Consider the following 21834-nt stretch of genomic DNA (forward strand, 5'->3'; position numbering starts at 1 on the left):
AGAGCAATCACTTAAAAAAAGCACTTATACGGCAACGACCTACAGCCTTTTCCGACTGATGTCATGGGAGCATCCGGAACAGATGAATATCCTCGGGCTCTTGGCGATACAACTCAGGATCGGGCTGACTGACTAAGCGGCAGCCGTGCCTGAGATAGAAATCCACGGTATTACGCGACCCGGTTGCCGATACATACAAAGCCTGGGCGCCGACGCTGACCCCGTGCTGACAGGCCAGGGCGAACAACCGTCCACCCAGACCAAGCCCACGAGCACCCTGGCTGACATGCAGGAATTTGAGCTGACGCATCTGCAGCCCCTGATTGTGGATAACCCGGGTGTCCACCACCACGGCCGCCACCAGTTGTTCACCGTCAAACACCCCATGCAACCAGCCGCCGCGCTTGAAGCAGGCATGCAAGGCCACGGCGTCCTGCTCCGCTTCACCCTCGGGCCAGCCGCGCATGTCATGGTGCTCGGGGTACAACAGCAGTTCGCCGTTTTCCAGGCGATAGCACTCGTTGATCAGTTCGGTGCGATCAATGAGTGCCAACAGAGAAATGTCGGTCTCTTTTAAAGCACGTTCAATCAGCATGATGGATTCCAGCTTTCGGATGACCAAGGATCACGACTTCTCTGACAACGAGCAAGAAAAAACCCACCGTTGTCAGCGGTGGGTCCTGATCGAACAAACAGCCTGTCAGTCCCGCAAGTCCGACTCATGAATCGGCTGGTCGCGGTGTGTCGCCCGTTGATACTGTGCCGGCCAGATCGCCTTTCGCCCACCCAGGTCATCGTCGGCGTGCAGCGGCCAATACGGATCACGCAACAACTCACGGGCGAGGAAGATGATGTCAGCCTGGCAGGTACGCAGGATGTGCTCGGCTTGAGCCGGCTCGGTAATCATGCCCACGGTACCGGTGGCTATCCCGGACTCTTTGCGCACACGCTCGGCGAAGCGTGTTTGATAGCCGGGGCCTATCGGGATTTCCGCATTGGCGGCGGTGCCTCCGGACGACACGTCGATCAAGTCAACACCCAGCCCTTTCAGCCGGCGCGCCAGCTCTACGGTTTCATCCGGGTTCCAGCCGTCTTCCACCCAGTCGGTGGCCGAGAGCCGTACAAACAACGGCAGTTCTTGCGGCCAGACCGCGCGTACGGCTTCGGTCACTTGCAGCACCAGGCGGATGCGGTTTTCAAACGAGCCGCCGTATTGGTCCTGCCGCTGATTGCTCAAGGGCGAAAGAAATTGATGCAACAGGTAGCCGTGGGCTGCGTGGATTTCCACCACTTTGAAACCGGCGACCAGGGCACGCTGGGCCGACGCAACAAAGGCTTCGATCACAGCCTGGAGTTGCTCTTCGTCCAATGGTTTCGGTGACGTGTGCTGCGGGTCGAAGGCAATCGGCGACGGGCCAACCGGCTGCCAGCCACCGTCGCCTGGCTTGACGCTGCCGTGCTTGCCGAGCCACGGCCGGTGGGTACTGGCCTTGCGCCCGGCGTGGGCCAATTGAATCCCCGCTACCGCGCCCTGGGCACTGATAAAGCGGGTGATGCGTTGCAAGGGTTCGATCTGTTCATCGTTCCACAGCCCCAGGTCCTGGGCGGTGATACGACCATCGGCGGTAACAGCAGTGGCTTCGGTAAAAATCAGCCCGGCGCCGCCCACGGCACGACTGCCGAGGTGCACCAGGTGCCAGTCATTGGCCAGCCCGTCTGTGCTTGAGTACTGGCACATCGGCGACACGGCAATGCGGTTGAGCAGGGTCAGTTGGCGCAGGGTATAGGGTTCAAGCAGCAGACTCATGGGGCACCTCTTCTCGTATCCGGTGGGCTGGCTCCAGGGTTCTGTTTGAAAGGTCGACGAAAATACCTACCCCCCGGTAGGCTGAAACAGGACAAGGTCACAAGACCAATCACACAGTGCTTAGAGCCTAGTCGACAACACGGGATCTTGGAGGGTTCAGCGCGGTTCGATATGCGCGATCATCAACTGCACGGTTTCCTGGCCCCGGAATTCGTTCACATCAAGTTTGTAGGCCAGTTCCACCCAGCGAATGGTCGGGTTTGGCCAGATTTCCCGATCAATGCCAAAAGCAATGCCATCGAGTTTCACTGAACCACATTCGCTCTTGAGCACGACTTTTAGATGCCGCTCGCCCACCACCCGCTGCTCCACCAACTGGAACACCCCGTGAAACAACGGCTCGGGGAAGTGTTGCCCCCAAGGACCGGCGTTGCGCAGGGCACGCGCCAGTTCCAGGTGAAACTCCTCGACCGCCAGGGTGCCATCAGACAACAGCCGCCCGGTGAGGTCTTCTTCGCGCAGTTGCCGACGCACTTCAGCGTCAAAGGCTTCGGCGAACAGCGGGAAGTTGGCCTCAGGCAAGGTCAGCCCCGCCGCCATGGCATGACCACCGTACTTGGCAATCAAGCTCGGATGCTGGCTGGCCACCACCGCCAGCGCATCGCGAATATGAAAGCCCGGCACCGAACGCCCCGATCCCTTGAGCAAGCCGTCGCCGGCATCGGCAAAGGCGATAGTCGGACGGAAATACCGCTCCTTCATCCGCGAAGCCAGAATCCCAATGACACCTTGGTGCCATTCCGGATCGAACAGACACAAGCCATAGGGCATCGACTCCACCGGCAAGTCCTTGAGCTGGGCCAGGGCCTCGCGCTGCATACCTTGCTCGATGGATTTGCGGTCCTGGTTCATGCCATCCAGTTGTGCAGCCATTTCCCGAGCGGCGGCAACATCACTGGTGAGCAGGCATTCAATGCCCAGGCTCATGTCGTCCAGGCGACCGGCGGCGTTCAGTCGTGGGCCGAGGATAAAGCCCAGGTCGGTGGACGTGATGCGGGCGTGATCGCGCTTGGCCACTTCGAGGATCGCCTTGATGCCCGGCCGGGCGCGACCGGCACGAATGCGTTCCAGGCCCTGGTGGACCAGGATGCGATTGTTGGCGTCCAGGGGTACCACGTCGGCGACACTGCCGAGGGCGACCAGATCCAGCAGTTCGCCGATGTTCGGCTGCGGTTTGCTGTCGTACCAGCCGAGGCTGCGCAAACGGGCGCGCAAAGCCATCAGCACGTAAAAAATCACGCCGACGCCGGCCAGGGCCTTGCTGGGAAATTCACAGCCTGGCTGGTTGGGGTTGACGATGGCATCGGCCGCCGGCAGTTCGTCGCCCGGCAAGTGGTGATCGGTCACCAGCACCTTGAGCCCCGCCGCTTTCGCCGCCGCCACGCCTTCGACGCTGGAGATGCCGTTGTCCACGGTGATCAGCAGCTGTGGCTGGCGTTGCAGGGCCACGGCGACGATTTCCGGGGTCAGGCCGTAGCCGTATTCGAAGCGATTAGGCACCAGGTAGTCGACGTGAGCGGCACCCAGCAAGCGCAAGCCAAGGGTACCCACGGTACTGGCGGTGGCACCGTCCGCATCGAAGTCGCCGACGATCAGGATCCGCTGGCGTTGCTCCAGCGCCGTCACCAGCAAGTCCACGGCGGCATCGATGCCCTTGAGCTGCTGATACGGAATCAACCGCGCCAGGCTTTTATCCAGTTCGGCTTCCGATTGCACCCCGCGCGCGGCGTAGAGACGGGTCAACAGCGGTGGCAGTTCACCGAGAAACGGCAGGATGGCGGGCAACGGACGGGGATCGATACGCATGGGATGACGGGGGCTTCTCTTTGATACAACGTTGAAAATGAAAACAGCAGTGATCCCGTGTGGGAGCTGTCGAGCTTTAGCAAGGCTGCGATGCAGGCGCTACGGTTTGGCAGATGCACCCAGGTGATCCCATCGCAGCCTCGCCAGGGCTCGACAGCTCCCACATTGACCTGCTTCGTTTCCCCGGACCGTATGCCTGACCAGGTAGCGAAATTTCAGTCGCGCTCGCCAACCAACCATTCCAGCTGGACTTCATGCTGACCACGGTCATCGGTCACGAAGATCGTGCCTTCGCTGATCATCACGTCCCACTTGATCACCCGTGGCATGTCCTTGGCCAGGGTTTCCAGAATTTCCTGGGGCACGGCAGCGATGTGCACGTTTTTCAGGTTCTTCGCCACCGGTACCACTTTGCCTTCCCAGACACGCAGGCTGCCATACGCCAACAAACTGGTGCGTTCGGTACGGCGCGAACACCAGGTCAGGCGATCTGCATCCGGCTGGCCGACTTCAATCCAGTGCAGAACACGATCATCCAGGCTTTTTTCCCACAGGGCTGGCTCGTCTACATCTGACAAACCACGACCAAAAGCCAACTGTTCGTTGTAGAAAAGGGCGTAGGCCAGCAAACGCACAGTCATGCGCTCTTCGGTTTCCGAAGGGTGGCGGGCGATGGTTTGTTTGACACTCTCGTACACCGAGCGATCAAGGTCGGTGAGGTTGAGTTCAAATTTATAGGTCGTGGACGGCTGGGCCATGAACGGGCTTCTAAAGACAGGGAAAGGCGGCAAGTCTAACCGATGGTGGGGTCATTCAACGAATCCTGCGCTGCATCATCCTTATCCCTGTGCCACTGGCCTATGTTAAAAGGCATCACAAACCTGCCCCGCGCCTGAAAGGATCCCCATGTCGTTTACCGCCAAACCGCTTGCCGGCCTGAAAGTCATCGAACTCGGCACCCTGATCGCCGGCCCTTTTGCTTCGCGTATCTGCGCCGAGTTCGGCGCCGAGGTGATCAAGGTCGAATCCCCGGACGGCGGCGACCCGCTGCGCAAGTGGCGCAAGCTCTATGAAGGCACGTCGCTGTGGTGGTTTGTCCAGGCGCGCAACAAGAAGTCTCTGACCCTGAACCTCAAGCACCCCGACGGCCTGGCAATCCTCAAGCAATTGCTGGCCGACGCGGACATCCTGATCGAGAACTTCCGCCCCGGCGTGCTGGAAAAGCTCGGCCTGAGCTGGGAAACCTTGCATGCCCTGAACCCGAAACTGGTGATGGTGCGCCTCTCCGGCTTTGGCCAGACCGGACCGATGAAGGATCAACCAGGCTTTGGCGCGGTCGGCGAATCCATGGGCGGCCTGCGCTATATCACCGGTTTCGAGGACCGCCCGCCGGTACGCACCGGGATCTCCATCGGCGACTCCATTGCGGCGTTGTGGGCGGTGATTGGCGCGCTGATGGCCTTGCGTCATCGCGAAGTCAATGGTGGCCTGGGCCAGGTGGTGGATGTGGCGCTGTATGAAGCCATCTTCGCCATGATGGAAAGCATGATCCCCGAATTCGACGTATTTGGTTTTATCCGTGAACGCACCGGCAACATCATGCCGGGGATTACCCCCTCATCAATCCACACCAGCCTGGACGGCAAGCATGTGCAGATCGGCGCCAATGGCGATGCGATCTTCAAGCGCTTCATGTCGGCCATTGGCCGTGAGGACCTGGCCAACGACCCTGAGCTTGCGAGCAACGACGGCCGGGACAGTCGTCGTGATGAGCTGTACGGGGTGATCGACCGCTGGGTCAATTCGCTGCCGCTGGAGCAGGTGGTCGAGCAGTTGAACAAGGCCGAAGTGCCCGCCAGCCGGATTTACAGTGCTGAAGACATGCTGGGAGACCCGCAGTTTCTTGCCCGGGAGATGTTCCTCAAGGCAAAGCTGCCCGGCGGCAAGGACTTCAAGATGCCGGGCATTGTGCCCAAGCTCTCGGACACCCCCGGCAGCTGCGAGTGGGTGGGGCCGCAGCTGGGGGAACATAACAATCTGGTGCTCAATGCATTGGGCTACGACGCCGCCGCTATCACCCGACTGCGCACAGATGGCGCGATCTGAAACGGGTTTTCAGGGGAACACTCAAGACAATGGCCTGTTGCTTCAAACGCCGATTCATTCGGCTGTGCTTCATGACCTCGCTGCTCAGTGCCCTGCCACTCTCGGGGCACGCCGAAGAAACCTTGACCTGGCTGGTCCGTGACTTGCCACCGATGACGATTTTCGAAGGCCCGCAAAAAGGCCGGGGTGCCGTGGACCAACTGCTGCCGATACTCATCGAGCGCCTGCCGGAATACCGACATCAGATCCTGCACGTGAATCGCGCCCGTGGCCTGCAAATGCTTCAGGCGCCCTCGTTCACCTGCGATCCATCCCTGCTGTGGACACCCATGCGGGCGAAGTCGATTGTGTTTTCCACCCCGGCCTTCGCGGTGGTGGCCAATGGAGTGACGATCCGCCAAAGCCAGCAGGCGGTGCTGGCACCGTTCATCGTCGGCGAGCAGTTTGATCTGGGGGCGTTTCTGGCGACTCGGGAAGCGCGGCTCGGAATCATCGCCGAACGCAGTTACGGCCCATTCATTGACGAGCGGCTGCATCAGGCCGACCCTCACACGCTGGCAGCACACTACGGCAATAACGCCATCGGCAGCCTGTTGCAAATGCAACAACGGGGGCGCCTGGAGGTGGTCTTGGGGTATTGGCCGGAAGTTCGCTATCAGGCCCAGCAGCAGAATATCGACCCCAAGGGCCTGATCTTCTATCCGATCATAGGAAGCGCGCCTTACCAGCGCATCCATATCGGTTGTTCTGACACGCCCCATGGGCGCAATGCCATGACCCGCATCAACCAGGTACTGCGTCGTATCCCTCAGGACAAGCTGTTGCAGTCCTACGCCTCATGGCTCGACCCGGTAACGCGAGCGCATTACTTGAATGACAACCCGCAGTTTTTCCAGGACTCCCCGGATCAATGACAAATCGCAGGCAAAAAGAAACCCCGAGCAGTGGGGAGACAACTCGGGGTTAAACATGGCCTACAAAGACCAGTAACAAAAGGCTACAAGCACCGGAGCACAATGCTTGATCCCGTTGTTACAAAGTCTGACTCGTCTTGGTCTAGGAAGGTTCCAAACAAAAATAAATCTTCATGTACAGACTGTGGAACGGGTCAGGGCCGCATTGCGTAGCGCCGCGATCACCGAAGGCTCCAGTCGACCTTCGGCAATCATCAGGTCGCGGTGCAGACAATCCACCACATCCACCAAGGTGCGTTTATCGCTCAGTTGGGCCTGATCGACTTCACGTTCGACAACGATGGCACCGCTTGGGCTCTTCACCGTCACCAGGCATTCGCCCTTCACGCCCGAGGGGGTCAGCGTAACCTGATAAGGGCTCAGTGCTTCACCGAGCAATAGGCTGATACTTTCCATCTCGATCACCCTTCAATAGTTCGAAAACAGTCATGTAAACGGCAGATGCATCGCACTTAAGTGACTACTTTTTGCGTAGGAAAGTTCGCCTTTTCGTCTTTTTGGGCTGTCGGGGAGTGACTGCGACCAGCATGCACTTGCAACATGACAACGAAAAAACGGCTGCACATAAATGCTTACTCATTGGCCTGGAATCTGGCGACACAGCCGCCAATGACGTGATTGGCCAGACCTATACTCGGTAAGCGCGCTTCACTCCACCAGACAGGTAGAGGCGCATGTCACAAGGCCCAACCCCGAAGGATGAACCCCATGCTGGAACACACCAAAGAACAGGCTGAACTGGAGAAGGTTCACGTAGAAATAAAAAAGCTGGTAGCCGAGCAACGTAAATACAACGCAGAAGTAGGCAAGATTAGCCGCGAGATTTTCTGGTATCCCGTGGGCATCGTATTGGCCATGATTGCCACGATTTCCACCGCCACTGCGCTGCTGATCAAATTGATCACCTAAACGAAGACCCGGGTGCCCCCAACACCGGTCAAGGCCTTCAGAACGAAAAACGCCGCAGTCCCAAGCAGGGAATGCGGCGTTTTTTTGAGCATCGTCAGGCCATACCTTCAGGCCACATCCTCCATTAACAGGCTAGAATCCCCTAATTATCCTGGGAGGCCACCTTGAAAGCCGCGTCTGAAAAGCCATTGCGCATCGTCCTCGCCGATGATCACCCGATTTTCCTGATCGGCTTGCGCGCGGTGCTGGAGCGCGACGCACAAGTGAGCATCGTCGGCGAAGCCAGTTCGCCCCAAGCCCTCACCGAGCTGCTGCAACACTGTACCTGCGATGTGCTGGTGACCGATTTCATGATGCCCGCCGAGCCCCAGGCCGATGGCCTGCGCCTGATTGAGCAGCTGCGCCGGCATTACCCGAGCCTGCCCATCGTAGTGGTGACGATGCTCAATAACGCCGGACTGTTTCATTCCATTCTGGAGCTGGGGGTCATGGGCTTGCTGAGCAAGGCCAGCCTGGCCGATGAGCTGCCCGAAGCCATCCGGCAAGTGCGGCTACAGCGCTGCTATGTGGCCCACACTATTCGTCAGGCACTGAGCTTCGCCGGTGAAGTGGGTCCCGATCGCCTGCAGTCCCAGGAGCAACTGTCACCCCGCGAGCTGGAAGTGATCCGCCTGCTGGCCGCTGGGCTGACGGTGGGCGAAATCGCGGCGAACCTCAATCGCAGCAAGCAGACCGTCAGCACGCAAAAAGTCAGTGCCATGCGCAAACTCGGCCTTTCCAATGATGCCGCACTGTTCATCTATGGGCAGGAACACGGTTTGGCCTAAGTCGCAAACTCCGGGCATTGCGCAATCCACTGCCTCAACGCCTGGGCATTCATGGGGCGAGCGATGAAACAACCTTGCAACCAGGCTGTGCCCAGCGCGCAAACCGCTTCACGGTCAGCTGCGGTTTCAATGCCGGTCACCACCACGCCCACGCCCAAGTGCCCCGCCATACTCATAGCTCCCGCTACGACCGCTGCCTTGCGCTCGTCATCAGCCATCCCACAGGCGAAGGCTGGCGGGATTTTCAACTCAGTGAACGGCAACTCCAGCAAACGCTGCAAGCTGGTACCACCGACACCGAAGTCGCCGATAGACAGCTTGCAGCCGATCATACGCAGGCGCAGTAAACCGGTGACATGGGTGCTGTCGGTCTTCAAGCGGGAAGTCTCGACCAGTTCCAGAGTGAGGCTGTGGGCAGGGATCGCGAAGCGTTGCAACAAGCCTTGCAGTGTCTGGGGAAAGTGCCCGTGCTCAAGCATCCGTCCGGGAATGTTGACGGCCACCGGCAGCACCTTACCCGACTCCTGTAACACTTGAGCGGCGATGCCAAGCACCTCTTCCAACACGTGCCAGGTAAAGGCTTCTTCCAACCCGCCAAACTCCAACACCGGTAAAAACTCATCGGGCAACAACAAGCCACGCTCAGGGTGCTGCCATCGGGCTAATGCCTCGACGCCTTGCAGCGCTCCCGATTGGCTGACGATAGGCTGGAACCAGGCACTGGCACAGCGTGCAATGGCTGCCTGGCTGGCCTCCAGGGATATGGGCTGAGCCTGGACCTCACTCGTTCCCAGCAATTGGCACACCCGCTCCCAGGACATCACCGGCGGCCCTGGACGCAAGCGCTGCTGACACGCCGTGAGCAATTGCCCAATCAATGTCGCCGAGGCCGGCTTGGGCAAGCACCCCAACACGTTGAGCCCGGCCTGACGCGCCATGTTCGCCACGCCCTCCAGTACGTCGGGCTCGGCATTGCTCAACAGAATCAACACCTGGGCCTGTCGGTGTTCGGCCAGCTCACGGATCAACTCCAGGCCGTCGCCCTGCTCCAGGTACAGATCGCAGATGGCGATATCCACCGGCCCCTTGCTGGCCAGTGATTGGCGGGCCGCTTCGACACTTTCCGCCGTCAGCACATTGAACACGCCGTTGGCATTGAGCATCTGGTGCAGGGCCATCAGTTGAAACGGGTTATCTTCGAGGATCAGGACTTTGAGTGAACGCATGGGAAACTCTGTGAGCACGAGCAAGGCTGCCCACACTAGTCAAAATCCGCTCAATTCCCCATAGGACGTGTCCTATTCAGCCGCAAGCAAATAAGGCTCAATATCTCGCCGCAACTGCGCCAATGCGCCAGACAATGTCAGCCATTGCGCCGACAACTCATCGCTGCGCCGCTCACGCACACTGAGGTCAAGTGCCACACAGGCCTTGGCCAATGGCAGCGCATCCACCAGGCAACAAATGCCCTTGAGGCGATGCAAGGAGGCTGTCAGCCGCGTCAGGTCCTGATCGGCCATGGCAACGGACAAGGCCTTGTGTTCGTGCTCAAGGCTCTTCACCAACTCCTGCAACATCCGCTGCAGGACTGGCCCGTCCGCCTGGGTCATGGTGCGCAGGGTATGGATATCAAAGGAACGCGGGGGCACCACGCGGGCCAACACCTGGGCCCATTGCTCCAGGGTCACGGGCTTGACCAGCAACTCGTCCATTCCAGCCTGCCGGCAACGCAGGCGTTCGTCATCAAACGCATTGGCCGTGCAACCCACCAGTGCACAACGCGGGCGTTGCTCCTGAGCCTCGATCTCGCGGATGGCCTGGCTCAAGGCATAACCCGACATCCCTGGCATCTGGCAGTCAGTCACCAGCAGGTCGAATGCCTCGACACGCCAGCGCCGCAGGGCTGCCTCGGCGGTATTGAGGGACACCACCTGGTGGCCGAGGAACTGTAATTGCTGCGCCAGCACCAGGCGGTTGGCCGGCAGGTCATCGACAATCAACACCGACAGCGGTCGAGCGGCAGGTTGCGGCGGGGCGGCTGTGGGCACGTCGTCACTGCTGACCCGGTCCAGGTACAGATCAATACACACCGTCGTGCCTTCGCCCAGCACGCTGTGCAAAGTAATTTGACCGCCCATCAGCTCCACCAATTGCTGGCAGATGCTCAAGCCCAGCCCCGTCCCACCGTGCTCGGCGGCCGTGCTTGGGCTGACCTGAATAAACGGTTTGAATACCCGGGCCTGTTGTTCGACACCGATCCCCGGGCCGCTGTCTTCAACACACAGGTGCAAATACTCTGCGCCGGCCTCATCGACCTTGCACGCGACGCTGACACGGACCTCTCCCTGCTCCGTGAACTTGAGCGCATTGCCCAGCAGGTTATGCATGACCTGGCGCAGGCGCAGCGGATCGAACCAATAATGCCCCTGTGCCTGCGGATCGAAAGCCAGGGTCAGGTGCAGGCCCTTTTTCTGCGCGGTCGCTTCAAACAGCCGCTGAATGCCTTCGAAAAACACTTTCAGGTCGGTAGTCTGTGGCGCCAGTTGCAAATGGCCCGCTTCGATCTTGGCCAGGTCCAGGCTGTCACCCATTAACGCGATCAACTCGCGAGCCGAACGATGGGCCACTCGCAGCGCTTCGGACACCGGCTTGCCTGAGGCCGTCGCGCGTTCCTGCTCCAACTCCAGCAAACCGATGATGGCGGTCATCGGCGTACGAATTTCGTGGCTGAGGGTCGAGAGGAAGGCACTTTTTGCAAAGTTCGCCTCGTCGGCAGCCTGGCGCGCATCCATCAACTGAGTTTCCAGGACCTTGCGTTCGCTGATATCAATCCAGCCTCCAAGCAGACCTTGCAGTTCGCCCTGGGCGTCGAAGAACGGCACTGTCCACTGATAGACATGGAAGGTTCCACCGTTGAACTCCAACTCCCGATCAACAAACAATGACTGCTGCCTGGCCAATTGCTCCATGTGGCCTGCGTGCAAGTGTGCCGCAGTGGCTTCGGGTAACAGGCCCGTTTCCATCAGGGTCAGGCCCTGGATCAGCTCAAGTCGAGTGGCCAATTGTTGTTCATAACTTTTGTTGCAGGTCACCAGGCGGCCGGCCAGGTCGCGAACAAACACCGGGTTGGGCATGCCATCGAGCAAGGCACGCTTGAACGCCAATTGGTCATTGAGCCGTTGCTCAGCCGTCAGGCGTTGACGGATCTGGCGCTTGAGCCGGCTGTTCCAGACCAGGGACACCAATACGAACAAGATGGCCGTGGCGACCGTCCAGTAGGCCCAAGGCGGCACGCGTTGCCAGACCGGCATCGGAATTGCCACAGCCCCCAACCAGCGCAAACGCAAGGCGCTCAACTCTGCCACCGGTAACGCTTCCAGGGCCTTGTTCAGAATACTCAGCAGCTCAGGCTGGTCCTTGCGCACCGACAGGCTGTTGGCCGACCATTTGCCGTCAACGCTACGACCAATGCGCAACTCATCGGTCGGGTAGCTTTGCACTTCCACTTCACTTTGTATGGTCGCGGCTGCATCACCGCGCATCACCAACTCACGCGCCTGGGCGTAGTTGTCCACCAGCTGCAGCTTGATCGTGGGGTGCTCACGACGGATATAACGTTCCAGGACATGCCGTGCAGGGAGCGCCAGCACCTTACCGGAAAGTTCGCTCAAGCTTGTCACCGGCGGCGCCTCGACACGCTCGACAAACACCCAGCCGGAACCGCCAAAACCATGGCTGAAATTGAGGAATCCCTTGCGTTCCTGATTCTCGACCAACGTGGTGTTCATGTCCGCCCTGCCCGCCTCCAACAACTCCAGGGTCTGTGCAGTGGAAAATACTTCTTCGAACACGAACTGCAAGCCGGTCATCCGCGAGATGCGACTGAGCACGTCGACATTCAGGCCGACCCACACACCGTCCTTATCCTTGAATACGTAGGGCGACAGCTGCTGGGTCGACACCACCACATGGGGATGGCGCAAGAGCCAGGCCTGCTCCGAAGCCGATAACTCAATGCGCTCACTGGCAAGACCAACGCCCAGGCCCGTGGTCCAGCGTGCGAGGATTTCCCGTTGCACCGACTCATCGATGCTCGACAGCGCGCGATCCATCATCGTCCCCAACAACGGATCGGCCTGACGCGTGGCAAAGGCAAAGCCAATCGGCGCCAGCCTGCTCTCCAACCGGATCTGCAGACCCAGGTAGGGGCGCAGGGATTTGTAGGCCCGCACAATCACTTCATTGCCGATAAAGGCATCGGCATCACCCTGCTTCAGGGCTTCCAGGCCGCTGTAGAGATTGGGGGCCAGCATGATATGGCTGTCGGGGTAGGCCGCGTGCACGTTGTTGACGTTGGCGTAGCCCTCCAGCAACACCACTTTCTTGTCCTTGAGGTCTTCGTTTTGTGTGTTGTCGTCCCGCCGCACAACCACCACCGAACGGTCCGGCATGTAGTCCCGGGTAAACGCCAGCCCAGGCACGTCGCGCTCGTAGCCATTGGCACTGGTGAGAATATCGATCGCCCCGGCACGCAAGGCTTCCACCGCCTGCGCCCGCTCGGCGAAACCCAGCACTTGCATCGGCACACCCAGGCGCGCGCCCACCAGGCTCAAGTAGTCGGCGCTGATGCCTTGGTAGCGATTACGATCACGGGTGATATCTATCGGCTGATAGTCATCTATGGAGATACCCACTCTCAGCGTTCGGTGGGCTGCCAACCACTGCTGTTCGGCAGGCGCCAGGGGCATGGATGCCAGCGGGATAAACGCCGGCACCAACTTGAAGGGCAAGCTGACCGCAGCCAGGCTTGGGGCCACGTGGCAGAGCCATAGCACGCACATTAGCCACAAACGCCATCGGGTCGAGAACCACACCGTGTCGATTTCCTTGATTGTTATTTTTGCCAACTGGCCCGCTGAAAAGCAGGCCTTAGCGAGTATGGCTCGCTAAAAAGAAAAAGCCCGTCACGAGGACGGGCTTGTACAACGCTGTAACGCCTTGAGGTCAGAGCGGCTTACCGCGATTGCCGTGCTGGCTGACAAACGCCTGCACGGTTTTCAGGTCATTGGCCAGGACGGTGCAACGCTCTTCGCGCTCGAACAGGTCCGCCAGGTGCGGCGGCAGTTCCAGGGCTTTACCGACACCGGCCTTTTCCACCGCTTCCGGGAATTTGACCGGGTGGGCGGTGCCAAGGATCACCATCGGGATGTCCAGGCTACGACGGCATTCACGCGCGGCCTTGACGCCAATGGCAGTGTGCGGGTCCAGCAGCTCGCCGGTCTGGGCGTAGACTTCGGCGATGGTTTCGCAGGTTTGCGCGTCATCCACAGCCAGGGAGTCGAACAGCTTGCGGGTTTCGGTCCAGCGCTCTTGCTCGACGCTGAAACCGCCACCTTGCTTGAAACTCTCCATCAGCTCAGCGAGTGCCGCGCCGTTGCGACCGTGCATGTCGAACAACAAGCGTTCGAAGTTCGACGAGACCATGATGTCCATGGACGGCGACAGCGTGGCGTGCAGGGTTTCCTTGACGTACTGGTTGCCGCTCATGAAGCGGTGCAGGATATCGTTGCGGTTGGTGGCGACGATCAACTGGTTGATCGGCAAGCCCATGTTGCGCGCCAGGTAACCGGCGAAAATGTCACCGAAGTTGCCGGTTGGCACCGAGAACGACACCGAGCGTGCCGGGCCGCCCAACTGCAGGGAAGCATGGAAGTAGTAGACGATCTGGGCCATGATCCGCGCCCAGTTGATCGAGTTCACCGCGACCAGGCGCGTGCCCTTGAGGAAACGCTGGTCGGCGAAGCTCGCCTTGACCATTTCCTGGCAGTCATCGAAGTTGCCTTCGATGGCGATGTTGTGGATGTTCTCACCGAAGAGGGTGGTCATCTGCCGACGCTGCACTTCCGACACGCGGTTGTGCGGATGCAAGATGAAGATGTCGACGTTTTCGCAATGCTTGCAGCCTTCAATCGCCGCCGAGCCTGTATCACCGGAGGTGGCACCGATGATCACCACGCGCTCGCCACGTTTTTCCAGCACGTAGTCCAGCAGGCGACCCAGCAGTTGCAGGGCGAAATCCTTGAACGCCAGGGTCGGGCCGTGGAACAGCTCCAGGACCCATTCGTTGCCGTTCAACTGGCGCAATGGGGCGACGGCATTGTGGGAAAACACGCCGTACGTCTCTTCCAGAATCTTCTTGAAATCCGCATCCGGGATGCTGCCAGTGACGAACGGGCGCATGACCCGGAACGCCAACTCGTGGTACGGCAGGCCGGCCCAGGAAGCGATTTCTTCCTGGGTGAAGCGTGGCAGGTTTTCCGGCACATACAGGCCGCCGTCGGTGGCAAGACCGGCCAGCAGGACGTCTTCGAAATTCAGGGCCGGTGCCTGGCCGCGGGTGCTGATGTAACGCATGACTGGCTCCTCTACAACATTCTCGAACAGAGGCCACCGAACACGCGGGGCCCCTGGAAAAATCGGTTAGTTCAGGTGTTCAACGCGAATCCGCACCACCGGCCCGACCACACCCTGCAGGGCTTCCAGCGCAGTAATGGCATCGTTCATGTGCTGCTCCAGCACACGGTGGGTCAGCAGGATCATAGGCACCAGGCCGTCGTGTTCTTCGACTTCCTTCTGCATGATCGATTCAATGTTGATGCCGCGTTCCGACAAGATGCTGGCGACCTGGGCCAACACGCCTGGATGGTCCTTGGCCTGGATTCGCAGGTAGTAGGAGCTTTCGCAGGCTTCGATCGGCAGGATCGGATGGGCCGACAGCGAGTCCGGTTGGAATGCCAGGTGCGGCACGCGGTTTTCCGGGTCGCTGGTCATGGCACGAACCACGTCCACCAGGTCGGCGATCACCGAGGAGGCGGTCGGCTCCATGCCGGCACCGGCGCCGTAGAACAGGGTCGAACCGGCGGCATCGCCGTTGACCATCACCGCGTTCATCACGCCATTCACATTGGCGATCAGGCGGTCGGCCGGGATCAGCGTCGGGTGTACGCGTAACTCGATACCGGCGGCGGTGCTGCGGGCCACGCCCAGGTGCTTGATGCGGTACCCCAGCGCTTCGGCGTAGTTCACGTCCGCGGTGGTCAGCTTGGTGATGCCTTCGGTGTAGGCCTTGTCGAACTGCAGCGGGATACCAAAGGCGATGGACGCCAGGATAGTCAGCTTGTGAGCAGCGTCGATACCTTCAACGTCGAAGGTCGGATCGGCTTCGGCGTAACCTAGCGCCTGGGCTTCGGCCAGCACGTCTTCGAAGGTACGGCCCTTCTCGCGCATTTCGGTGAGGATGAAGTTACCGGTGCCGTTGATGATCCCGGCCACCCAGTTGATGCGGTTGGCGGACAGGCCCTCACGAATCGCCTTGATCACCGGGATACCGCCGGCCACAGCCGCTTCGAAGGCGACGATCACCCCCTTCTCACGGGCCTTGGCGAAGATTTCGTTACCGTGTACGGCAATCAACGCCTTGTTGGCGGTGACCACGTGCTTGCCGTTTTCGATGGCCTTGAGCACCAGCTCGCGAGCCACGGTGTAGCCGCCCACCAACTCGATGACGATATCGATTTCAGGGTTGGTGGCAACGTCGAAGACATCGTTGGTAATCGCAATACCGGTCGTTTGGAACTGAGGCTTTGGCGTACGCGTGGCAATTTGAGCCACTTCAATCCCACGCCCTGCACGGCGGGAGATTTCCTCGGCGTTACGCTGAAGTACGTTGAAGGTGCCGCCACCGACGGTCCCTAACCCACAGATGCCTACTTTGACCGGTTTCACTGAAGAACTCCCCATGAAACGGCCGACTCGAGGTCGGCCGTGGAAAACAGCCGCACAACTGCGGCTCTCTATTAATGGCGCGTCGACCACTGTCGTCGCGCCATGATCGTCAAAGGCTCGACGATACTGTTTATTTGGCACCCAGCGCCAGTTTGGCAACTTGTGGTGCAGGCTGGTAGCCCGGGATGACCTGACCGTCGGCCAAGACGATAGCCGGCGTACCATTCACTCCGATCGACTGGCCAAGGGCGAACTGCTTGGAAACCGGGTTGGCACACTTGGCCGCCTTGATTTCCTTACCGTCGACCATCTTGTCCATGGCCGCTTTCTTGTCAGTCGAGCACCAGACCGCTTGCAACTGCTCGTCGCCAGGTGAACCCAGACCTTGGCGCGGGAATGCCACATAACGCACTTCAACGCCCATCTTGTTCAGCTCAGGCACTTCGGCGTGCAGCTTGTGGCAATACGGGCAGGTGGTGTCGGTGAACACGGTAATGTGGGTCTTGGTTTCGCCAATCGCCGGGTAAACCACGGTTTCGGCAACCGGGATACCATTGATCAGCTTGGACACGCCCAGGCGCTCGGCTTTCTCGGTCAGGTTGACCGGCTTGCCGTCCTTGAGTTGGAACAGGTAGCCCTGGACGATGTACTGGCCATCGGCACTGGCGTACAGCACGCGGCTGCCCTTGAGTTTGACTTCGTACAGGCCGGCCATCGGGCTGGCGCTGATGCTTTCCACCGGGGTATCAAGCTTGAGGTTTTGCAGGCTCTGGCGAATAGCCTTCTCGGCGGCATCATCGGCAACGGCAAAGGTTGAGACCAACGCAATAGCTGCGGCGGCAAAAATCTGGGTCAAGCGCATGGGAACTCCTGAAGGCAGAGGCAGGGACGGAGGCAAGAACACCACACTGAAAACACGGGTTGGGGCCGTCCCCTTTGCGAACCGGCAAAGCCTACCACAGTTGGGCGGGACGGCCGACTGTGGTGGGTAAATTGGCGCTTTTCAGCCGCGCGGATGGTGCTTGGCATGCAGGTCCTGCAAACGTGCCCGCGCCACATGTGTGTAGATCTGGGTGGTGGACAGGTCACTGTGGCCCAACAGCATTTGCACCACCCGTAAATCCGCACCGTGGTTAAGCAGATGGGTGGCGAAGGCATGCCGCAGCGTGTGGGGCGACAGCGACTTGCCGATCCCGGCGACCTTGGCCTGGTGCTTGATGCGGTGCCAGAACGTTTGTCGGGTCATTTGCTCACCCCGCAAGCTGGGGAACAGCACGTCGCTGGGACGCCCGCCCAGCAGTTCGCTGCGCGCATCGCGCATGTAGCGCTCGACCCAGACAATCGCTTCCTCCCCCATCGGCACCAACCGTTCCTTGCTGCCCTTGCCCATCACCCGCAACACCCCCTGGCGCAGATTGACCTGCTCCAGGGTCAGGCTGATCAACTCCGTGACTCGCAGGCCGCAGGCATACAGGACTTCGAGCATGGCGCGATCACGCTGGCCGATGGCTTCACTCAAGTCGGGAGCCGCCAGCAAGGCTTCAACGTCGGCTTCTGACAGAGATTTGGGTAATGGCCTGCCCAGTTGCGGCATGTCGACTTGCAGGGTCGGATCGACGGCGATCAATTTCTCCCTCAGCAAGTAGCGATAGAAGCCACGCACGCCGGAAAGAAAACGCGCCGTGGAACGCGGCTTGTAGTTTTGCTCCAGACGCCAGGCCAGATGGTCGAGGATCAGCTCGCGGCCGGCGTTGATCAGCTCCAGGTGCTTCTCCTGCAACCAGCCATTGAACAGCGCCAAATCACTGCGGTAGGCCTGGCGGGTGTTGTCCGACAGGCCCTTTTCCAGCCAGAGGGCGTCGAGGAAGCGGTCTATCAGGGGATGATCGATGGCAGGCATGGGCACTCAGGTAGCGCTGGCATGGGGCTTTGCGCAAATTAATAGTGAACTGTGAAGAAGGTCACTAGTCTTTCATAGCCAGCTATTTCAAGGAACAGGGAGCTTCAATGAACGAACAACAGATTCTGTTGGCTTTTGGCGGCATCGGCGTGGCCGCGCTGGGATGCCAGTGGTTGGCCTGGCGCCTGAAACTGCCAGCGATCCTGTTTCTGCTGGTGACCGGGATTCTGGTGGGGCCGGTGCTGGGCTGGCTCGACCCGCAAGAGATGTTCGGGCCGTTGCTGATGCCCCTGGTGTCCCTCGCGGTGGCGCTGATTCTGTTTGAGGGCAGCCTGACCCTGCACCTCTCGGAATGGCGGGAAATCGGCAGCGTGGTGCACCGACTGGTAACGATCGGCGCTCTGTCGACCTGGGCCGTAATCACCCTCGCCACCCACTGGCTGCTGGGTTTCGACTGGATGCTGGCCTTGCTGTTCGGCACCCTGACGCTGGTGACCGGGCCGACGGTGATCGTGCCCATGCTGCGCGTCGTACGCCCCAAAGCCTCCATCGCCAACATCCTGCGCTGGGAAGGCATTGTTATCGACCCGATTGGCGCACTGCTGGCGGTGGTGGTCTACAGCTTCATCATCGCCCGCGCCTCAGGCGACGGCTTGAACCACAGCCTGCTGACGTTTGGCGGGGTGATTCTGTGCGGCAGCCTGTTCGGTATTGCCGGCGGCTGGGTACTGGGGCAGATCATGCGCCGGCAATGGCTGCCGGAGTACTTGCACAACCTGGCGACCCTGGCGGGCGTATTGGGGGTCTTTATCGCCTCGAATCAGGTGATGCACGAATCCGGCCTGCTGGCGGTGACGCTGATGGGCATGTGGATGGCCAATATGAAGGGCGTCGATGTGCGACACATCTTGCACTTCAAGGAGAACCTCAGCGTCTTGCTGATCTCCGGGCTGTTCATCCTGCTGGCGGCGCGCCTGGACCTGAACGCATTGATCGCCCTGGGGCCGTTCGTGCTGATCCTGTTGTTGATCATTCAGTTTATTGCACGGCCATTGAATGTCGCCCTGTCGACCTTTGGCTCGAACCTGAATTGGCGCGAACGGGCGCTGCTGGCGTGGATTGCACCACGAGGGATTGTGGCGGCGGCGGTGTCAGCGATTTTTGCGATTCGTCTGGATGAAGCGGGTCATGAAGGTGCACTGCTGCTGGTGCCCCTGACCTTCGCGGTGATTATCGGTACGGTGGTGCTGCAAAGTGCCACGGCACGTCCACTGGCCCGCCTGTTGAACGTGGCGGAGCCTGCGCCCAGCGGTTTTCTGATAGTCGGTGCCAACGGGCCGGCACGCATACTGGGTAAAGCCTTGCAGCAGTTGGGCTGCCGAGTGCTGTTGACCGATTCAAGCTGGGAGAATATCCGCGCCAGCCGGATGGAAGGTTTGCCGACCTATTTTGGTAACCCGGCGTCGCAACATGCCGAGTCACATCTGGATCTGGTGGGCTTGGGGCACTTGTTGGCGCTGTCGCCATCAGGCGAATTGAACACCTTGGCCGCCATGCGTTTTCGCCATGAATTTGGCCAGCGGTTGTTTGCCCTGGCCAGCAGTCAGGAAAGCCGGCGAACCGACAAGCACCGGGCCAGCCATGAGCATCGTGGGCATCTGCTGGGGAGCCAGCCGCTGAGCTACACCAAGCTGGCCAGCCTGTTGGGGCAAGGGGCCGAGCTCTACAGCACTAACCTGACGGACGGTTTTGGCTGGGACGACTATCAAGCGCTGCACGGCGAGCGCGCGATCTTGCTGTTTGCCCGGGACACCAGCGGCTGGGTGCATGTGGTGACGCCCGAAAGCGGCTTGAAGCCGGTGGCAGGCTGGACGTTGCTGGCCGTGATTCAGCCGGAACAATAGACAAATCCCAGGCAACAAAAAAGCAGCCCGTAGGCTGCTTTTTTCTGCATCGGGAAGCTGGACTTAAGCCAGTTTTTCCTTGATGCGAGCTGCTTTACCGGACAGGTCACGCAGGTAGTACAGCTTGGCTTTACGTACGTCACCGCGACGCTTAACGGCCATGCTGTCGATTTGCGGGCTGTAGGTCTGGAAAGTACGCTCTACGCCAACACCGTTGGAGATTTTACGAACAGTGAAAGCACTGTTCACACCACGGTTACGCTTGGCAATTACCACGCCTTCGAACGCTTGCAGACGCGAACGGTCGCCTTCCTTCACTTTCACCTGAACGACAATGGTGTCGCCCGGGGCAAAGGTAGGGATCTCTTTGGTCATCTGCTCTGCTTCGAGTGCAAGGATGATTTTGTTAGTCATGCTGTGCTCCTAAGGTAAGTCGTCGGACCTACCATCGATACGTTGTTAACTATCGTCCCGCGCGAGGATGTATTCCTCGAGCAGCTTCTTCTCTTCTCCAGAAAGCGAGCGGCTTTCCAGAAGATCGGCGCGTCGTTCATAGGTCCGCCCGAGGGACTGCTGTAAACGCCAACGCCGGATGTGTGCGTGATTGCCACTTAGCAATACGTCGGGAACACGCTGATCCGCATACACCTCCGGTCGGGTGTAGTGCGGGCAATCCAGCAAACCATCCGTGAAGGAGTCTTCCTCCGCGGAGTCCGCATGCCCTAAAGCTCCGGGCAGCAGTCGTGTAACCGCATCTATCAGGACCATCGCCGGCAGCTCGCCGCCAGACAGAACATAGTCCCCAATCGACCACTCTTCATCGACATGAGCTTCAATAAACCGCTCGTCAATGCCTTCATAGCGACCGGCAATCAGGATTAAGCTTGCCTGATTCGCCAACTCGCGCACCGCCGACTGATTCAGCTGACGGCCTTGAGGGGACAGGTAAATTACCTTCGCCTTCTCCCCGGCTGCTGCCTTGGCCTGAACCAGAGCGTCTTCCAGGGGCTTGATCTTCATCACCATGCCCGGGCCACCGCCAAATGGGCGATCGTCCACAGTGTGATGTCGATCCGTCGTGTAGTCTCGCGGATTCCAACAGGTGAGCTGCAAGAGCCCCTGTTTCACCGCACGACTGGTGATGCCGTACTCGCTGATGGCGGAAAACATCTCGGGAAACAAACTGATCACTTCTACGCGCAGATTAGCCACGTTTAGAAGTCCGCGTCCCATTCCACCTTCATCTCGCCCGCTGCCAGGTCGACGGCCAACACACATTGCTCGGTATACGGCAACAAGCGTTCGCGATCATCCAGGCTGCCAGCGCAAGGCTTGACCACCATTACATCATTGGCGCCGGTTTCCAGAAGATGATCGATTTTCCCGAACAATTGTCCAAGTTGATCAATGACCTTCAGACCTTCGAGCTGGTACCAGTAGTACTCGCCGTCGGTCAATTCAGGGAACAGGTTGCGTGGCACGCAGATCTCATAACCGGCCAGAAGACGAGCTTCTTCACGATCATCAAGACCCTTGAGCTTTGCGACCAGGAACTTGTCGCTCCCGCGTCCACTGACCAGCTCAACCTGTTTAACGCTGCCTTCACGCTTGAGCGTCCAGGTTTTGTATTGCAACAGGTTTTCAGTCGGATCAGTAAAGGAATACACCTTCACTTCGCCGCGAACGCCGTGAACAGAGTAGATCTTGCCGATAACGATCAAATCATCAGCAATGGCAGGCGTCGCGTTCATATTGC

The 21834-nt window shown here is 59.6% G+C and carries 19 protein-coding genes; 5 read left to right on the forward strand and 14 right to left on the reverse strand.

All coding sequences use genetic code 11. The features are described 5' to 3' along the window. Nucleotides 1-61 precede the first annotated feature (61 nt). From GNF76_RS02800 to GNF76_RS02815, 4 genes are all read right to left on the reverse strand, one after another. The gene (locus GNF76_RS02800; protein WP_155581665.1) at nucleotides 62-595 is read right to left on the reverse strand and encodes a GNAT family N-acetyltransferase; all 534 of its coding nucleotides are present in this window, start codon (nucleotides 593-595) and stop codon (nucleotides 62-64) included. Between the two features lie 105 nt (nucleotides 596-700). Then, nucleotides 701-1807, reverse strand: coding sequence for an NADH:flavin oxidoreductase/NADH oxidase (locus GNF76_RS02805; protein WP_155581666.1), 1107 nt, complete (start codon nucleotides 1805-1807; stop codon nucleotides 701-703). Between the two features lie 156 nt (nucleotides 1808-1963). Continuing rightward, the gene (gene recJ, locus GNF76_RS02810; protein ID WP_155581667.1) at nucleotides 1964-3673 is read right to left on the reverse strand and encodes a single-stranded-DNA-specific exonuclease RecJ; all 1710 of its coding nucleotides are present in this window, start codon (nucleotides 3671-3673) and stop codon (nucleotides 1964-1966) included. A gap of 215 nt (nucleotides 3674-3888) precedes the next feature. Beyond that, nucleotides 3889-4431: a YaeQ family protein gene (locus GNF76_RS02815; RefSeq protein ID WP_155581668.1), complete on the reverse strand. Its 543-nt coding sequence runs from the start codon at nucleotides 4429-4431 to the stop codon at nucleotides 3889-3891. Nucleotides 4432-4579: 148 nt separating this feature from the next. On the opposite strand from GNF76_RS02815, the gene GNF76_RS02820 reads away from it, so the two are divergent. Both GNF76_RS02820 and GNF76_RS02825 read left to right on the forward strand, forming a co-directional pair. Further along, complete coding sequence (locus GNF76_RS02820; RefSeq protein WP_155581669.1) at nucleotides 4580-5779, forward strand: CaiB/BaiF CoA transferase family protein; 1200 nt, start codon at nucleotides 4580-4582, stop codon at nucleotides 5777-5779. A 71-nt stretch (nucleotides 5780-5850) separates the two neighbouring features. Next, nucleotides 5851-6693 carry a TIGR02285 family protein gene (locus GNF76_RS02825; protein ID WP_246211857.1) on the forward strand — a complete coding sequence of 281 codons (843 nt, stop codon included), beginning with the start codon at nucleotides 5851-5853 and terminating at the stop codon, nucleotides 6691-6693. A 171-nt stretch (nucleotides 6694-6864) separates the two neighbouring features. On the opposite strand, the gene GNF76_RS02830 is transcribed toward GNF76_RS02825, so the two are convergent. Continuing rightward, a complete protein-coding gene (locus GNF76_RS02830; RefSeq protein WP_155581671.1) occupies nucleotides 6865-7149 on the reverse strand; it encodes a DUF3509 domain-containing protein in 285 nt (94 codons plus the stop codon). A 312-nt stretch (nucleotides 7150-7461) separates the two neighbouring features. Between GNF76_RS02830 and GNF76_RS02835 the strand changes: the two genes are divergently transcribed. Then, nucleotides 7462-7662: a hypothetical protein gene (locus tag GNF76_RS02835; protein WP_155581672.1), complete on the forward strand. Its 201-nt coding sequence runs from the start codon at nucleotides 7462-7464 to the stop codon at nucleotides 7660-7662. Nucleotides 7663-7826: 164 nt separating this feature from the next. Beyond that, the gene (locus GNF76_RS02840; protein WP_155581673.1) at nucleotides 7827-8489 is read left to right on the forward strand and encodes a response regulator; all 663 of its coding nucleotides are present in this window, start codon (nucleotides 7827-7829) and stop codon (nucleotides 8487-8489) included. Here GNF76_RS02840 and GNF76_RS02845 read toward each other — a convergent pair. The 6 genes from GNF76_RS02845 to xerD form a co-directional block, all read right to left on the reverse strand. Beyond that, a complete protein-coding gene (locus GNF76_RS02845) occupies nucleotides 8486-9715 on the reverse strand; it encodes an EAL domain-containing response regulator (protein ID WP_155581674.1) in 1230 nt (409 codons plus the stop codon). The genes GNF76_RS02840 and GNF76_RS02845 overlap by 4 nt on opposite strands. 72 nt (nucleotides 9716-9787) lie before the next feature. After that, nucleotides 9788-13330 (reverse strand): transporter substrate-binding domain-containing protein, encoded by a 3543-nt coding sequence (locus tag GNF76_RS02850; RefSeq protein WP_155581915.1) that lies wholly within the window; start codon nucleotides 13328-13330, stop codon nucleotides 9788-9790. Nucleotides 13331-13493: 163 nt separating this feature from the next. Further along, the gene (gene thrC / locus GNF76_RS02855; RefSeq protein WP_155581675.1) at nucleotides 13494-14903 is read right to left on the reverse strand and encodes a threonine synthase; all 1410 of its coding nucleotides are present in this window, start codon (nucleotides 14901-14903) and stop codon (nucleotides 13494-13496) included. Between the two features lie 66 nt (nucleotides 14904-14969). After that, nucleotides 14970-16274 (reverse strand): homoserine dehydrogenase, encoded by a 1305-nt coding sequence (locus GNF76_RS02860; RefSeq protein WP_178123151.1) that lies wholly within the window; start codon nucleotides 16272-16274, stop codon nucleotides 14970-14972. Nucleotides 16275-16404: 130 nt separating this feature from the next. After that, complete coding sequence (locus GNF76_RS02865; RefSeq protein WP_155581677.1) at nucleotides 16405-17136, reverse strand: thioredoxin fold domain-containing protein; 732 nt, start codon at nucleotides 17134-17136, stop codon at nucleotides 16405-16407. A 141-nt stretch (nucleotides 17137-17277) separates the two neighbouring features. Beyond that, the gene (gene xerD, locus GNF76_RS02870; protein WP_155581678.1) at nucleotides 17278-18174 is read right to left on the reverse strand and encodes a site-specific tyrosine recombinase XerD; all 897 of its coding nucleotides are present in this window, start codon (nucleotides 18172-18174) and stop codon (nucleotides 17278-17280) included. A gap of 107 nt (nucleotides 18175-18281) precedes the next feature. Between xerD and GNF76_RS02875 the strand changes: the two genes are divergently transcribed. Continuing rightward, entirely contained in the window at nucleotides 18282-20078 is a 1797-nt protein-coding gene (locus GNF76_RS02875) for a cation:proton antiporter (protein WP_155581679.1), read from the forward strand. A gap of 63 nt (nucleotides 20079-20141) precedes the next feature. On the opposite strand, the gene rplS is transcribed toward GNF76_RS02875, so the two are convergent. From rplS to rimM, 3 genes are read right to left on the reverse strand one after another with little or no spacing between them, the layout of a single operon-like run. Further along, nucleotides 20142-20492: a 50S ribosomal protein L19 gene (gene rplS, locus GNF76_RS02880; RefSeq protein ID WP_003175895.1), complete on the reverse strand. Its 351-nt coding sequence runs from the start codon at nucleotides 20490-20492 to the stop codon at nucleotides 20142-20144. Between the two features lie 45 nt (nucleotides 20493-20537). Next, nucleotides 20538-21311, reverse strand: a complete 774-nt coding sequence (gene trmD, locus GNF76_RS02885; RefSeq protein ID WP_155581680.1) for a tRNA (guanosine(37)-N1)-methyltransferase TrmD — start codon at nucleotides 21309-21311, stop codon at nucleotides 20538-20540. Continuing rightward, nucleotides 21293-21829 (reverse strand): ribosome maturation factor RimM, encoded by a 537-nt coding sequence (gene rimM / locus GNF76_RS02890; protein ID WP_155581681.1) that lies wholly within the window; start codon nucleotides 21827-21829, stop codon nucleotides 21293-21295. The genes trmD and rimM overlap by 19 nt, the downstream gene beginning before the upstream one ends. Between the last annotated feature and the right edge of the window lie 5 nt (nucleotides 21830-21834).

Origin of the sequence: Pseudomonas spelaei (genome assembly GCF_009724245.1) — a bacterium.
Lineage (GTDB): Bacteria > Pseudomonadota > Gammaproteobacteria > Pseudomonadales > Pseudomonadaceae > Aquipseudomonas > Aquipseudomonas spelaei.